This window comes from Paenibacillus cineris (assembly GCF_018333335.1).
GTDB lineage: Bacteria > Bacillota > Bacilli > Paenibacillales > Paenibacillaceae > Paenibacillus_AQ > Paenibacillus_AQ favisporus.
Map to the genome: position 1 here is coordinate 2509286 of NZ_BORU01000001.1, position 14645 is coordinate 2523930.

Annotated in this window: 14 protein-coding genes; 11 read left to right on the forward strand and 3 right to left on the reverse strand. The window is 50.7% G+C overall.

What is annotated here, in order from left to right; genetic code table 11:
• The first annotated feature begins 552 nt into the window (after positions 1 to 552).
• From KI379_RS11800 to KI379_RS11820, 5 genes are all read left to right on the forward strand, one after another.
• Entirely contained in the window at positions 553 to 2055 is a 1503-nt protein-coding gene (locus KI379_RS11800) for a spore germination protein (RefSeq protein WP_076166011.1), read from the forward strand.
• Positions 2052 to 3224, forward strand: a complete 1173-nt coding sequence (locus KI379_RS11805; protein ID WP_089547163.1) for a Ger(x)C family spore germination protein — start codon at positions 2052 to 2054, stop codon at positions 3222 to 3224. The genes KI379_RS11800 and KI379_RS11805 overlap by 4 nt, the downstream gene beginning before the upstream one ends.
• A gap of 10 nt (positions 3225 to 3234) precedes the next feature.
• Positions 3235 to 3468: a hypothetical protein gene (locus KI379_RS11810; RefSeq protein ID WP_089547164.1), complete on the forward strand. Its 234-nt coding sequence runs from the start codon at positions 3235 to 3237 to the stop codon at positions 3466 to 3468.
• A 15-nt stretch (positions 3469 to 3483) separates the two neighbouring features.
• Positions 3484 to 4572 carry a GerAB/ArcD/ProY family transporter gene (locus KI379_RS11815; protein WP_212983668.1) on the forward strand — a complete coding sequence of 363 codons (1089 nt, stop codon included), beginning with the start codon at positions 3484 to 3486 and terminating at the stop codon, positions 4570 to 4572.
• A gap of 108 nt (positions 4573 to 4680) precedes the next feature.
• A complete protein-coding gene (locus KI379_RS11820; RefSeq protein ID WP_076165995.1) occupies positions 4681 to 5064 on the forward strand; it encodes a YciI family protein in 384 nt (127 codons plus the stop codon).
• 13 nt (positions 5065 to 5077) lie between these two features.
• On the opposite strand, the gene KI379_RS11825 is transcribed toward KI379_RS11820, so the two are convergent.
• Positions 5078 to 6292 carry an MFS transporter gene (locus KI379_RS11825; RefSeq protein WP_084203692.1) on the reverse strand — a complete coding sequence of 405 codons (1215 nt, stop codon included), beginning with the start codon at positions 6290 to 6292 and terminating at the stop codon, positions 5078 to 5080.
• A 142-nt stretch (positions 6293 to 6434) separates the two neighbouring features.
• Between KI379_RS11825 and KI379_RS11830 the strand changes: the two genes are divergently transcribed.
• Positions 6435 to 7298 (forward strand): LysR family transcriptional regulator, encoded by an 864-nt coding sequence (locus tag KI379_RS11830; RefSeq protein WP_076165990.1) that lies wholly within the window; start codon positions 6435 to 6437, stop codon positions 7296 to 7298.
• Positions 7299 to 7379: 81 nt separating this feature from the next.
• Here the strand turns inward: KI379_RS11830 and KI379_RS11835 are convergent, their stop codons facing one another.
• Complete coding sequence (locus KI379_RS11835; RefSeq protein ID WP_105443075.1) at positions 7380 to 7574, reverse strand: hypothetical protein; 195 nt, start codon at positions 7572 to 7574, stop codon at positions 7380 to 7382.
• 320 nt (positions 7575 to 7894) lie between these two features.
• Between KI379_RS11835 and KI379_RS11840 the strand changes: the two genes are divergently transcribed.
• From KI379_RS11840 to KI379_RS11860, 5 genes are all read left to right on the forward strand, one after another.
• Positions 7895 to 8485 carry an ankyrin repeat domain-containing protein gene (locus KI379_RS11840; RefSeq protein ID WP_089550202.1) on the forward strand — a complete coding sequence of 197 codons (591 nt, stop codon included), beginning with the start codon at positions 7895 to 7897 and terminating at the stop codon, positions 8483 to 8485.
• Between the two features lie 107 nt (positions 8486 to 8592).
• A complete protein-coding gene (locus KI379_RS11845; RefSeq protein ID WP_212983669.1) occupies positions 8593 to 10095 on the forward strand; it encodes a sensor histidine kinase in 1503 nt (500 codons plus the stop codon).
• The gene (locus KI379_RS11850) at positions 10070 to 10765 is read left to right on the forward strand and encodes a response regulator transcription factor (RefSeq protein WP_076165977.1); all 696 of its coding nucleotides are present in this window, start codon (positions 10070 to 10072) and stop codon (positions 10763 to 10765) included. Before KI379_RS11845 ends, KI379_RS11850 begins: the two co-directional genes overlap by 26 nt.
• A gap of 132 nt (positions 10766 to 10897) precedes the next feature.
• Positions 10898 to 12379: an S-layer homology domain-containing protein gene (locus KI379_RS11855; RefSeq protein ID WP_212983670.1), complete on the forward strand. Its 1482-nt coding sequence runs from the start codon at positions 10898 to 10900 to the stop codon at positions 12377 to 12379.
• 243 nt (positions 12380 to 12622) lie between these two features.
• Positions 12623 to 13486, forward strand: a complete 864-nt coding sequence (locus KI379_RS11860) for an SDR family oxidoreductase (protein WP_212983671.1) — start codon at positions 12623 to 12625, stop codon at positions 13484 to 13486.
• 113 nt (positions 13487 to 13599) lie between these two features.
• Here KI379_RS11860 and KI379_RS11865 read toward each other — a convergent pair whose 3' ends face one another.
• Entirely contained in the window at positions 13600 to 14466 is an 867-nt protein-coding gene (locus KI379_RS11865; protein WP_212984698.1) for an SPL family radical SAM protein, read from the reverse strand.
• Between the last annotated feature and the right edge of the window lie 179 nt (positions 14467 to 14645).

Here is a 14645-nt window from a genome sequence, read left to right on the forward strand (position 1 = left end):
TATTGATGTACCATCTAAGAAGCCAGACCACGTTTAGCGGAAATTTTTATTGCGATATAAGGAAGCAGGCTCTTCGATGATATTTCTTCCTTATATCTAACTAAAAACTGTATCGATGAAATTTCAAATGTAGCCAGACCGCGTTTAGAGGAAGTTTTTAGTGCGATATAAGGATGCCGAGTCTCTGATGCCTACACATTCTTATATCTAACTAAAACTGTATCGATGAAACTTCAAAGTAGCCAGACCGCGTTTAGAGGAAGTTTTTAGTGCGATATAAGGAAGCGGGCTCTTCGATGCTATTTCTTCCTTATATCTAAATAAAAACATGATCGATGTAACTTCAAAGAAGCCAGACCGCGTTTAGAGGAAGTCTTTAGTGCGATATAAGGAAGCCGAGTCTCAGAAGCCTACACATTCTTATATCTAACTAAAACTGTATCGAAGAAACTTCAAAGTAGCCAGAACGAGTTTAGCGGAAATTTTTATTGCGATATTAAAAAAAGTATATTTTGCCACCAGTATGGACTTTTGCCGGTTGGGGGTGTGGACATGCAAACCAATGAAGATGTGATCTTCTCAGCTCGCTTACAAGAAAATATCTCTCATCTCAAAGAGCGGTATGCGGATTGCTTTGATGTCGTGTTCCACGATTTCAGCTGCGGCCAAACACCTGCGGTCATCGTCTACTTTATGGGTTTGACCGACAGCGACATGATTAACCGTTACATTCTCGAACCCACTCTGAAACAGTTGTCAGAAGATGGGGGCAACACCTTAGAGGATTTTTGCAAGTGCTTGCCGGTGTCCTCCTATACCCTGATCCAAACGATGGAACAGGCGGTGATCGAGATTGGTGACGGCAATGTCGTCCTGCTCATGGATGGGGAAGAAAGGGCTATCTCTCTGTACCTGGCAAAGTGGGAGCAGCGCTCGATCACGGAACCCGAGGCGGAATCCGTCGTCAGAGGCCCGCGTGAAGGGTTTATCGAGACGCTGATGGTCAATGTGTCCATGATCCGCCGCAAGCTGAAGTCGCCCGATTTGAAGATGAAGTCGATCCGGATCGGACGTTTTTCCCAGACCGAAGTTGTCGTCGCTTTCGTCAGCGGTATCATAGAATCCTCGCTGGTTACTGAAATCGAAAGCCGTCTTTCCCGCATCAACATCGACGGGATTTTGGAAAGCGGGATGATTGAAGAGCTCATCGAGGATAATCCATATTCGCCCTTTCCGCAATTACAGACGACGGAGCGGCCGGACGTGGTGGCAGCCAATCTTCTTGAGGGCAGAGCGGCCATACTCGTAGAAGGAACTCCCATTGCCTTGATTGCTCCAGCAACGATTTTTACCTTTCTGCAATCGCCGGAAGATCATTATCAGCGTTATTACATCGGCACAGCCATCCGCTGGCTGCGTTATTTTTTCGCGTTTATTGCTCTCATCGGGCCTTCATTCTATGTCGCTATCGTTACCTATCATCAGGAAATGATTCCAACGACGCTGCTGCTTAATATGACCAAATCGAGGGAGCAAATCCCTTTCCCGGCCCTTGTTGAAGCGCTGCTAATGGAAATTACGTTCGAAGCTTTAAGGGAAGCGGGGGTTCGACTTCCCAAACAGATTGGTGCTGCAGTCAGTATCGTCGGAGCGCTGGTCATCGGTCAGGCGGCCATAGCGGCCGGCCTCGTCTCTTCGCCGATGGTCATGGTCGTTGCGCTCACTGGGATCGCCTCGTTTCTGATCCCCCATTTTGCCTTTGGCATCACGGTCCGGCTGCTTCGTTTTCCGATGATGCTGCTGGCAGGCTTTCTGGGCTTTTTCGGACTGATGATGGGGATCACCTTAATTTTGACCCATCTGTTCGCGCTTCGTTCTTTTGGCGTTCCTTATGTTTCGTTGTCAACAGCTACCAATCTCAGCCAGCTGAAGGACATCCTGGTCCGCGTCCCAACTTGGAAAATGAATACAAGACCGCGAATCGGCGTTTGGAACAGGTATCGCCAGGGTGCTAACCAGCGTCCGGGACCCGGAAGGGGAGGCCGAAGAAAATGAAAAGCGCAAGACTTGCCGCTGCGTTTTTTCTGTTTACGATCATCCCGCTCGTTACAGGGTGCTGGGACCGCACCGAGGTGAACGATCTGGCTTTAATTATGGGAGCTGGGATGGATGCTGCGCCAAACGGGAAAGTAGAGCTGTCCGTTCAAGTCTACACACCCAACCAGTCCAGCATGAGCAGCGACGGCGAGATGACGAGCAGTGGAAACCAAGGAGACATGGTTATCGTGAAAAGCGCAGTCGGGACGGATTTGGCGGATGCGGCCCAGCGGCTGCAGGAGGAAATGCCCCGCAAAGTCTTTTGGGGCCACAGCGAAGTATTTATCGTGGGGGAGGAGCTCGCCAAGAGGGGGATCATGGATCAGGTCGATTTTCTCTTTCGCCATCCCCAGCCGAGGGAGCATGCTTATTTTTTTATCAGCAAAGGAAGGGCTAAGAGCATTTTGAGCATAAACACGCGAATGGAGCGGGACAGCGCGGAAACCCTTCGCGAATTGACCGTTCTAGCCGGAGGCATGGGAGTTACGCTTAAAGATTTGGGAGGGATGCTGGCAGGTCGGTCGAAGGCAATTATCGTTCCACTCATCGGGAAAAAGGAGGAATCTGGACAAAGTAATGCTTACCCGTACATTAACGGGGGGGCGGTTTTAATGAAGGGGAAAATGGCGGGTCAATATCAAGGAGAAGTCAAGCGATACGTTCAGATCATCCGTAACGAGCTGGAATCAACGACGGTAACATTTCCTGTACAGGAAAGTAAAGGCGATGATGGGGGTATCATGTCCGTCCGGCTGATCAAATGCCATACGAAGCTGATTCCGTTGATTCGCAGAAATCAATGGAGTGTTATGATCCGGATTGAAGGTGAAGCAAGTGTGCTTCAGAATGAAACCCATGTCAATGTGATGCTGCCCCAAGAAATGCCCCGATTGGAACAGCAGCTGAACAAGGAAATCGAGTCCAAGGTGAAAGAGACGTTTCGGCAGATCCAGGATGAGACTGGCGCCGATGTTTTCGGAACGGCCGATGCGTTTTGGCATAAGTATCCTACACGTTGGACCAAGGAACAGGCTCGATGGGATGAAATATTCCCGGAAATCAGCGTTTACGCCCATTCCGGTGTACATATTATTTCGCCTGGTTTTTCCGGTAAAACCTTTAAATGAGGGATAAGCGATGATTGTTCTCAAACTGCTCGGCATTACGCTGCTCTTTGTGGCCGTGTTTATATATGATTTTTCGAGTGTGGAGCCGAACAAGAAAAAGGAACGGGCAGCCATTGCCGTCATTACCTTCGCCGGGTGGGTAGTAGCGGTCATGCTGTTATTTGCTCCCGGCTTGCCCGGTCCGACCGAATGGATCAATCAAGTAACCAAACCGATCTGGGTTATCTTTTATCCCGAAGGTTAGGAGGGGGACGGCGGAATGGATAAGGAGAAAGTTTCGAATCTTCAACTGTGTTTGATGATGTACCTGATGATCGGCGGGACCTCCATACTCGTCGTGCCTTCTTTTACCGCGATGTATGCCAAGCAGGATATGTGGATTTCGCCGGTCATCGGCTCTTTCTTCGGTTTCTTCAGCGTGACGGTCGCTTGGCTGCTGTATCGGAGAAATCCGGGGCTTACGATGATCGAGCAGACGCAGCGCCTTTTTGGGAAGTGGGCCGGAAGCATTCTGGGCATCGTTTTCCTCTTATTCCAAATCGACGCGATCGGCTTGATTACCCGGGAATACGCCGAATTCATCGTACAGGCGTTTCTGCCCAAAACTCCGCTGGTCATGATTATCGGGTGTATTGTATTGACATGTTCTTTTGCCGTCCGGTCCGGCGTCGAAGTGATTGGACGATTCGCGCAAATATTCGGTCCGATTTTTTTGTGCTTTGTCCTGGCGATTTTTCTGTTTCTTCTACCGGAATATCGCTTTTCCAACATGCTCCCCATTCTGGGGACCGGAATCAAGCCTTCGCTAAAAGGCTCTTTAGAGCCTTCGGTTTGGTTTATGGAATTCATCTTTATTTCATCGGTCTACCCGTCCGTCCGAAAAGGAGACAACGGCCTCAAGGGTGGGCTGTTTGCCGTATTTCTAATGATGATCACGATGGTCATCACGAATTTTACTTGTTTGTTTTTGTTTGGGGAATCGACTGCCAATCTCACCTTCCCGTTCCTGTCTGCTTCGCGCTTTGTGAATATCGCTGATTTCTTTTCGCATGTGGAAGCCATCGTGATGGCGCTGTGGATCCTCGGGGGCTTTGCGCAAATTTCGATGTGGTATTACACGCTTGCTTTGGGAACTGCCCAATGGTTAAAGATGACGGATTTCCGTCCACTGGTATTTCCGGTTGGGCTGCTGATCGGTGTGTTCAGTATCTGGGTGGCCAAAAATTTCCAGCAAATGCTTCATTATTTTCCCACTGGGGGAACGGGCAGTTCCATCATCGCTTTGCTGCTGCTGCCGATCCTTATACTCTTGGTCAGCCTTGTCCGCGGAAGCGGAGCTCGGAAATAAACTTTTTTCTTCGTCCTTCGCAAAGAAATGTCGATCCGGGAATATCTCTCTCGTCGTCTTATATAGGCAGCGTTATAATGCTGTATATGACGATGAGGAGATGAAGTTATGAAGTATTTGTGTTTGGGTTACCTGGAACCGGATCTGATGGATGCCAAACCCCAGGATGAAATCGACAGAGTGATGCAGGAATGCAAGCCCCATCTTGAACAGTTGTATCACAGCGGGAAGGTGCTTCTCGACGCCGGCCTGGACAAGGCCGCGACGACCCTGCAGCGCAAGAACGGAAAGCTGAGAATGATGGATGGCCCATTTACCGAATCAAAGGAGCTGATTGGCAGCGCGTTTCTGATCGAAGCTGAGGATCTTGAAGATGCGGTCCGTGTGGCATCTCTTCATCCGGCCGTTCAGGTGAGCGCGGGCGAATCGTTTGGCTGGCGCATCGAAATTCGCCCGGTACATCATTTTGAATTGTTCAGTCCAGAGGGATAACTTTCGATTTCATTTATTTACTTAACTTCACTTTTACAAAAACGGCGCCCGCGACCGAAGCCGCCGCCAAAACCGCTGCAAACAGCGAGGCACCCAGGGAGATGCTGGTCATATCGATCACAAATCCTGTTCCGATCGGCAGCAGTGCGGCAGGTACATAACCTCCGATATTCAGTACCGCGTTGGCTTCGGCGCGGCGGTGTACCGGGACATGCAGGCTGATCAGCGTCAGGCCTCCGAGCTGCCCTAATCCCTGTCCTGCACCGGCAAATACAGCGGCTATAACCAGCAACACGGGTGCCGACTCAATGACAGCAGCAACCAGGCATATCATGGACAAAAGGGTTGCCGCACTTCCCAGGAGAAACAGGCTCCGAACCGGCAGCCTTTTGACAGCGAATTGTATTCCCGTCGCCGCCAAGAACATGATACAGGCCGTTCCTCCAGCTACCAAGGGACTGGTCACATGAAGCAGTTTGGACAGCAGTGACGGACCCAGCGACAGCACAAAGGAAGTCGAGGTAATGCCTGGAGCAAACGCGGATATTCCTAAAGCTAAATGCAGGCGATTTTGCTTAGGAACTGTTGGGAAGCGCAGTTTCCATCCTTCGCGTGCAGGGTGCTGTCGGGAGGGGAGGCGGGCTGCCACCATGAAGGCTGTTGCCAAAATGATCAGCTGAGTGGTAAACACCGTGACAACATGATGCGCAACAAATTGGGCCATCATTCCAGCCAGCAAAGGCCCCAGCCCGGCTCCGAGGACCATGGCCACGGAGGCGGCAAGGGATGCCAGCTGTTTTTTACTGTGTCCGCCAGTGTCCACTACAGCAGCCATGCCTGCGGAGACGATGACGCCGACGGCTATGCCTGTCAGCAACCGCGCCGCCATCAGCATGCCGACCGAATCGGCCGAAGCAAACAGCACACAAGCCGCCACCGCTGCTAATAGACCCGGATACAGTACGGCCTTGCGTCCGAAGCGGTCCGATAATTGGCCGGCCGCGAGCAGAGTGCCGAGCAGACCCAGAATATAAGCGGCAAAAATAACCGTCAACGTTCCATTCGAAAATCCCATCGCCGTCTGCCACTCCACATACAACGGCGTTGCTGAATTGGACAGCATAAATACGGCGGTTACGATCCAGGCGGTAATCCAGATGCGGCGTGTTGATACGCGGGAATCCTCCGATGCCTGAGGAATTTCCGCGTTTTTTGCATGATCGATCAAGGTAATCTCCTCCTATTCAACCAACCCTTGAATGTGTGCAGGGCATCCTTGTTGTCATGCATTTAGAATACGTTATAATAGTTTATAACTGAAATACACATTAGTAATAGAGGAGATAACCATTAGGTTATGATGTTGAGTGATGAATTTAAACTTGAATCATCTGAATGTCTTTGTGGCAGCCGCCGAGAAAATGAACATTACCGAAGCGGCGAAAGCGTTGTTTATATCCCAACCGGCTGTGAGCAAAACGATTAAACAGCTGGAAGATGCGCTGCAAGTGAGGCTGTTTGTCAGGGATAAGCAGAAGGGGATCATGCTGACCGATGTGGGCAGGGAGATTCTGATATTGGCCAGGCAGATGCAGTCCATTGAAAATCGTATTTTCCAGGCAGCCAGCCGAGAGAACCAGCTGTTGACCGGAAAAGTCAAAATCGGCTCGTTTCCTGCGGCGTCGACCCTGTTGCTCCCGGAGGCGATCTCCAGGTTCCGGGCCAAGTACCCACAAGTTCAAATCGAGCTGTGTGAGGGGGTATCCGACCAGATCAAGGAATGGGTTACCGACCGTACCGTGGAAATCGGGCTCGTCGCTTCTCCGTTTGCGGGCTTTGAGCATCATAGCCTGGTTCAGGATCACATGGTGGCCGTCATTCCGGACGATCATGAGCTGCACAATATAGAGATTGTGGATCTCGGAAAATATGAGCAAGACATGATTTATTGTAAAGGCGGACATGAGGCGGCGTTGAACAGTGCAGTACAACAGCACCATTTTAATCTCGAAAGCAGCTTGACCGTCCAAACCGCCGAAACCCTGATCCAGATGGTCCGCAGACGACTCGGGATCGGTCTTGTTTTCGATTTTACGCTGTCTTCCGTGTCCCATGAACTGATTGTAAAGCCCATTACGCCGGTCATCACCAGGGAGATCGGGATCATCGCGCTCTCATTTGCGGAGATTTCACCAGCGTCCATGGAGTTTGTTCGAATGATGAAAGAATCATGAAACAAGCCGCTTCCGGATATGCCGGAAGCGGCTTGTTTGTTAATCTATATTCAATGGATAGCTGGGCTGGACGATAACTCCTTAACGGCTGCTCTGACGATTCTCAACAGATTTCATGCGGTTTTGTTCGTCGGGCGCGCGGTCATGGCCGAATTCCTGGCCGGCTTCCATTTCAGTGTGTCCCGACTGGCTGCGGGCGAATTCAGTGAATTCCGCCTTCTGCTCATCTTGCTCATGCTTTTGTTTCAGTATCTTTTTCGGATCTTGGGTTGTCATGGGGAAAGCCTCCTCGAATTCAAATTCACTTTCTTATTATTACCCGCCTCGATGTTTGGCAAACTTATGCTTCACTTATGCTTCATATGTGTAATGATGGGGCATAGATTTTGCTATATGAAAAAAGTAAGCGAAACAAAGGTTTTAAATATTTTGCATATGGAGTAGGGCGTGTTAGCATGTCGTTGAGTAGGAAAAAGGGGATTTGATCTATGATTCGTCTCTTTTTGTGTATCGTTTGCATACTTTGGCTCAGCTCATGCGACATCATGCCGGGCTCTTCAAGAGAACAAGCGAAGGAACAATCGGGGGTGGAAACGGTGACTCAGCAATTCATACAAGCGGCGGAAGCAGGTGATCTTGAGGCGGTACAGAACCTGCTTCAGGACGGAATCGAAATGAACGCACAGGATGAGCGGGGCAGAACGGCCGTCATGGCTGCGACGTACAACCATCAGACGGAGATGGTCCGGCTGCTGATCAGCAAAGGGGCGGACATCAACATCAGGGATCATCTGCTCAACAATGTATTTCTGTATGCCGGAGCTGAGGGAATGCTGGATATCGTCCAACTGGCGATCGACGCAGATGCAGATACCAAACTGACTAACCGCTATGGCGGGACGGCGCTGATCCCCGCTTCTGAACGGGGGCATGTTGAAGTGGTCCGGGAGCTGTTGACCCGCACCGATATCGATGTCAATCATATCAACCGCCTGCACTGGACGGCTTTGCTGGAAGCGGTCATTTTGGGAAACGGCGGGGAGAAGCATCAGCAAATCGTCCGGCTGCTGGTCGATCATGGCGCGGATCGGGAGATCGCGGATGCGGAAGGCATCACTCCGCTGCAGCATGCCAAAAGCAAAGGTTATCACGAAATCGCCGCAATACTGGAACGAGCAGGTTCGTAACTTTCAGCAAATCCGCTAAAATAATGCATGTGATATTCCATGCGCTAAAGAGCGAACGGTCAGTACCGTTCGCTTTTTCTGTACCTATCAAAGATGGAGGTGAGCAAATGTCCATCCGCATCAAGCTTTTATTGTCCTATACCGGCATGCTGCTCATCAGCCTGTTGGTCTTTGCCATGACGGCGAGCCTGTTTACGATCGCGGCGACGGGCGACGTGCACAGCCTGCGCGATTTTTACAAAGTCCACTATCAGCTCAATCCGCTGACGGAACAAGAAGAATCTATTTTTTTGGAATTGAAGTATCTTGCCAAAAATGAGCCGGATCGATTACAGGATCAGCAGCTGCTGAAGGATTTCGATTTCAAGCTCAAAACGGTCAGAGCCGGGCTGTATGTACGCCGTGAGAGCGGACGCATCTACCAGTCGTATACGTTCAACCAGCCTGAGCTGGGACGCCATCTTCCGCCTTATGACCTGAACAACAACCAAATTCGCAGTACGTTTAATATCGGTGAGCGTTTTTATGCGTACGCCAAATACGACTTCCCTTACTCGGACGGCCAGAAAGGCAGTGTGTTCGTCATTCGCGAGCGGAGTCCGTTTGGCGAAGTCACGAGAAAGCTTCTCCCGGCATTCGTCATTAGTTTGGCAGGCATTATCGTGATATTCAATGCACTGCTCTTTCGCTGGATTACGCGCAGCGTTGTTAAGCCGCTGGACCGGCTTCGTCACTCGGCAGAGCACATTCAGAGGGGCAATTTGCAGTTTTCGCTTGAACCGAATACAAAGGATGAGATCGGACAGCTGAATGCAGCTTTTGAAAACATGCGGAAAAGGCTTCAGGAGTCGGTTCAGCTGCGGCTGGAGGATGAGGCGAACCGGAAGGAGCTCATCTCGAACATTTCACATGACCTGCGGACACCGATCACCAATATTAAAGGCTATATTGAAGGCATTCGAGATGGAGTGGCGGATACACCCGAGAAAATGAACAAGTATGTCAACATCATTTATTCCAAAGCCGTTGACCTGGACAAGCTTGTGGATGAGCTGTTCCTGTACTCCAAACTGGATCTGAAACAGGTGCCGTTCACGCTTGTGGCGGTTGATATCGTCGATTTTCTGGACGACTGCATCGAGGAGCAGCGATACGTTCTGGAAGAGAAGGGAGTGGTCATCGGATGGGCTCATCGGCCCATTCCGCCGGTCAACGTATTTGCCGACCTGGAAAAAATAAAGCGTACCGTGCTTAATATAATCGGGAACGCTCAGAACTACATGGATAAAGAACATAAGAACATTCATATTTCCGTACATCCCGAACGGGAATGGGTAACCGTCGAAATCAGCGATAACGGGACGGGGATTCCGCAAGAAGCACTGCCGCATATTTTCGAACGATTCTACCGCGCCGAAGCTTCGCGGAATTCTTCAACCGGAGGCAGCGGTCTGGGACTGGCCATAGCCAGCCAGATCATTGAGGGGCACGGGGGCAGGATCTGGGTGGAAAGCGAGGTAGGTGTGGGTACACGCGTGTTCTTCACGCTGCGGCGTACCACATACGAAGGAGGGGAAGGCAGAGATGGCCGGCAGCATTCTGATTATTGAAGACGAGACGACTATCGCGCAGTTGGAACGGGATTATTTTGAATTGAACGGATTTCATGTGGATTTGTGCCATCATGGAGACGAAGGGCTGCAGCTTGCTCTTGAAACGGATTACCATCTTATCATTGTCGACCTGCAGCTGCCGGGATTGAACGGTTTTGAATTATGCAGCAGGATCAGGCAGGCAAAGGAAGTTCCGATCCTGATCGTCTCCGCCAAAAATGAAGAAATCGATAAGATACGCGCATTTAACCTGGGGGCCGACGATTATATTACGAAGCCATTCAGCCCGAGCGAACTGGTAGCCAGGGCAAAGGCGCATTTGACCCGGTATGAACGGCTCATGAGCAGGCATGAAGCGGCCCACAAAACCGAAATCCATATCCGCGGCCTGGTCATTGACCAGGCGGCACGCCGGGTGTACGTCCGCAATAAGGAGGTTATATTTACTTCCCGTGAATTCAGCCTGCTCGAATTTTTGGCCAGTCATCCGAACCGGGTATTCAGCAAAAGCGAGCTGTTTGAACGGATTTGGGGCATGGACTCGAACGGGGATATCGCGACCGTCACCGTACACGTACGGAGACTGCGGGAGAAGATGGAGGTCGATCCGTCCAACCCGCAGTATATCGAAACGGTATGGGGAGCGGGATACCGGTTCACCGTCTAACCGATTTAATAAATTGTTAATATAAAGTTTCGATTTTGTTTATGCCGGGTTTCTTGGCCGTTTATCCGTTTCGTTTACGATAGGGACATGACAAACACCAATCCATTTATGGGATTGAAGGAGGAACCATCGATGAATAAACATGCTAACAAACTGGCCGGCTTGATGCTGGCCGCAGCTTTGGGAACAGCCACCTTGCCTATCGGTGCCGTGCATGCCGCAGACGATTCAAGGGCGCTCGGAGAAGGAGATATCAGCCAAGCAGTCCGTCAGTTATCGCAGCTTCATATTATGCAGGGGTACGAGGACGGTTCACTCGCCTTAGAACAGCCAGTCACACGTGCGGAGCTGGCCAAATTGCTTACCCTGACGTTTAGTCTGCAAGGTGCGGATCAGGCACAGCAGGGATTCACGGATGTCAATCCGCAGGCATGGTATTCGAAATATGCCGCTGAAGCGGCAGCACAAGGGATCATGCCGGCAAATGATGGCCGTTTCGAGCCCCGGGGAACCGTAACGAAAACGGAACTTGTACAGATTGTAACCAAAGCACTGAAGCGGGATGCGAAATCCGTGGAATACTGGGCTGAAAGCCTTGATCCAGGCAGCGGTCCGGTCACTCGCGGAGAAACTGCGTATTTACTGAATATGGCGCAGCGGGCGATCCCGTCGGACAAAGCCAAAATCACCAGCATTCGTTCCTTAAATGCGATTACGCTGATCGTGACGTTCGATGCGCCTTTAACGGCGGACAACGAGGCATTTACGAAAGCGAAAGAAGACTTTGCCTTCACCGGCGGTCTTACGTTAACCAATCTTCCGCGGCTGAAAACGGGTTCCATCGCTACTTATATTGTACCAACCTCCGTTCAGCAGCCGGGTGTCCAATACTCCCTGACCTACAGAGGAACACACGCGGGGACTTTTACCGGGAATGCAGACAAGCTGAACATGACCGAGGCCAGACAGGTAACAAATGATACGTTTGAGCTGGAATCCCTACAGGCGAACGGTGTGGTAGACTACGGATATGTCATTTCCGCGTACAGCACCGGCCGGGGAGCGGCTGCCTTCGTCCTCGACGAAAACAACCGCGCCAATGGCAAAACCTATCAGATCATTTCCTCCGGACAAGCCAGGGAGGTAACGATCACGCCGGAGGGCGGACAACCGATGGTCGCTAAATATGTACCATTCACGCAGTCGACCGATGGCAGACAGGAACCGAAATTCCGCCTGCCTGAGGGCAAAACCCTGACTCCGGGCGTCACCTATACCGTGACTTCGGATTGGGCGCAGATGGAACGCCCATCTTTCGTGGCGCAGAGCATCGCACCACTTGACATCGTCGGTGCCGAAGCCGTGAGCGAGACTTCCATTACGGTTACGCTGTCGGAAGACCCGGGAGACGAGCTGTTCTCGGGCCGCAGTGTCGAGCTGACGGATGCGGAAGGGCATAAGCTGACCGCCGCCTATAAATACTCCAGCCGCAAAGGGGCCGTGGGTATCTTCGATCTTGCACCAGACAGCAAACTTGTGAAAGGCACGACCTACACCGTCACGCCGGTGGGTGAATGGGCCGGTTCTTCCCGGACTCCATTGACAGCGAATTAAATCTTATACGCTTTTTGCTCGTTTCGGCTGCCGGATGTCCGGCAGCTTTTTACTTTTCTTTAACGCTTAAGTTTAATAGGATCACTGCTAGTTATGAACACAGATAACGAGCAAAGGGTTAGTCAGTTGACACATGATAATCCTGTAACTATAATAGTTACATAACTAATTTGTTACTAATATGGTTACAATTAAGATCATAATGGGACAATAAGATCATAACGTTACAATGGAGGAATCAGGATGAAATTATTAGTTACCGGTGCCACAGGGAAGCTGGGCAGAAAAGTAGTGGAGACCCTTTTGCAGACTGTCCCTGCCAGTCAATTGGCGGTCAGCGTGCGCAACCCGGACAAGGCTGAAGATCTTCGGGCCCGGGGTATTGACGTCCGCCATGGTGATTTTGACGTGCCGGAAACATTGGATAAGGCCTTTGCCGGGATTGACCGGCTGCTGATCATTTCCGCGGATGGAGACAACGAAACCCGGATTCGGCAGCACACGAATGCGGTGGAAGCTGCCGCACGAGCCAAAGTTGGTTTCATCGCCTACACGAGCTTGGGAAATGCAGCTGAGAGCAAGCTGTTTCTTGCGCCACCTCATCAAGCAGCAGAGCAAGCGATTTTGAAGACGGGCATTCCGTATTCGTTCCTGCGGAACAACTGGTACCTGGAGAATGAGATTCCGAGCGTTCAGGGGGTTCTAGCCGGAGCACCATGGGTGACGTCCGCAGAATCCGGCAAGGTAGGCTGGGCGCTGCAGCAGGAGTATGCCGAAGCAGCTGCAGCTGTTTTAGCGGGGGAAGGTCATGAGAACACCGTGTACGAGCTGTCAGGCAAACTGCTGACACAAGCGGAACTGGTGACTGCGCTGGGCGATGTGTTGGGTAAAGAGGTACCGCTCCAGCAGGTCGACGACGAACAATATGCTGACATCATGAAACAAGCAGGGGTTCCAGAGTTTGCCCTCCCGATCGTTGTAGGCATTCAGCAGGGGATCCGTGAGGGGCAGCTTGAGATCGAAAGCCAGGATTTTGAGAAGCTGCTTGGACGTCCTTTAACGCCTATAGCAAAAGCACTGGATCAGATTGTAAGCGGGCTTAACTAAGTGAGCTTTGATCGTTGGCCTAGATCTTGATATGGCATGAAGAAAACTGCAGAACCAACAGGTCTTTTATGACCCGGTCTGCAGCTTTTTTACTGGTGTGAAATCTAGTGGTCTCACTCGTGTCCATCTCTCTTAGTTTCCGTCTGTTTCATCGGGAAAGCTTCTTCTTTGGAAACGCGAATCCGGTCCGGCGGAAAGTGTTTTTTGAAGTACTTCAACACCCGAAGATGGATATCTCTGTCGTACCAAGGGGTTAATCCGTGCTCCTCAAAAAGAGCTGGCATACCCAGTCTGGCTGAACGCTTACCAAGCATACCGTCTCCTATCAGTAATGTATCGATCCATACGTAATCTGCAATTCCGCTTAAAGTTTTGGGGAAATCAGGTGTGAACGGCAGTACCGGCGAGATGGAGGCCTGCGTTCGGATTCCTGCTTCACGAATTTCCTGCAAAGCACTAAGACGGAGGCGAATACCAGGTGCCTGAGGGGCAAAAATCCGCTTCATATCCTCCCGGTCGGTCTCCACGGTTATGGATACCAGCAGTTCACATTTGTCCTTAAGCTGAGTCAACAAGTCAATGTCCCTTGTGATGAGCGGTCCGCGCGTTTGAATTTGCAGCGAATCCGGTGGATAGCTGATCATTTCCTCGAGAATCCCCCGGGTTATGCCCGCTTTGCGTTCTATAGGCTGATAAGGATCGGTGGCGGATGACATAAAGATATGAACGGGTTTGTTTTTCTTCCGCAGCTTTAATATCTCCTTTCGGTAATTTTCCGCCGCGTTCGTTTTGACCTCCAGCCAGGTTCCCCAGGGCATGTCTTTAAATTTCTGGATGGGCATTTCCCTTACATAACAGTATTTGCAGGCAAAGGCACAGCCGCTGTATGAATTTAACGAGTGGGTGAACCCCACATCCAAGTATCCTTTTACTTCGGTGAGGATGGTTTTGGCCGTGATTTCCTTTGTTTCGATGTTCATATCCACAGCTCCTTTCCCATATTGTAACCGATGTGGCGGAGGTTTAGGGAGTGAACTCTTTACAGTTAACATAATAAATATTACGTAACCTCACACATGTTCATTTAAAATTGGCAGAGCTGCATTTGCAAAATGTTTTACAGCTGCTCCATCTTTTCCGGGTAAATAAGCCAGCATCT

Excerpts from the sequence above, each read along its gene's own strand:
- KI379_RS11800 (WP_076166011.1), top strand. The coding sequence starts at position 553 with ATGCAAACCAATGAAGATGTGATCTTCTCAGCTCGCTTACAAGAAAAT.
- KI379_RS11805 (WP_089547163.1), top strand. The coding sequence starts at position 2,052 with ATGAAAAGCGCAAGACTTGCCGCTGCGTTTTTTCTGTTTACGATCATC.
- KI379_RS11850 (WP_076165977.1), top strand. The coding sequence starts at position 10,070 with ATGGCCGGCAGCATTCTGATTATTGAAGACGAGACGACTATCGCGCAG.
- KI379_RS11830 (WP_076165990.1), top strand. The coding sequence starts at position 6,435 with ATGAATTTAAACTTGAATCATCTGAATGTCTTTGTGGCAGCCGCCGAG.
- KI379_RS11820 (WP_076165995.1), top strand. The coding sequence starts at position 4,681 with ATGAAGTATTTGTGTTTGGGTTACCTGGAACCGGATCTGATGGATGCC.
- KI379_RS11865 (WP_212984698.1), bottom strand. The coding sequence starts at position 14,466 with ATGAACATCGAAACAAAGGAAATCACGGCCAAAACCATCCTCACCGAA.
- KI379_RS11835 (WP_105443075.1), bottom strand. The coding sequence starts at position 7,574 with ATGACAACCCAAGATCCGAAAAAGATACTGAAACAAAAGCATGAGCAA.
- KI379_RS11855 (WP_212983670.1), top strand. The coding sequence starts at position 10,898 with ATGAATAAACATGCTAACAAACTGGCCGGCTTGATGCTGGCCGCAGCT.
- KI379_RS11845 (WP_212983669.1), top strand. The coding sequence starts at position 8,593 with ATGTCCATCCGCATCAAGCTTTTATTGTCCTATACCGGCATGCTGCTC.
- KI379_RS11815 (WP_212983668.1), top strand. The coding sequence starts at position 3,484 with ATGGATAAGGAGAAAGTTTCGAATCTTCAACTGTGTTTGATGATGTAC.
- KI379_RS11810 (WP_089547164.1), top strand. The coding sequence starts at position 3,235 with ATGATTGTTCTCAAACTGCTCGGCATTACGCTGCTCTTTGTGGCCGTG.
- KI379_RS11860 (WP_212983671.1), top strand. The coding sequence starts at position 12,623 with ATGAAATTATTAGTTACCGGTGCCACAGGGAAGCTGGGCAGAAAAGTA.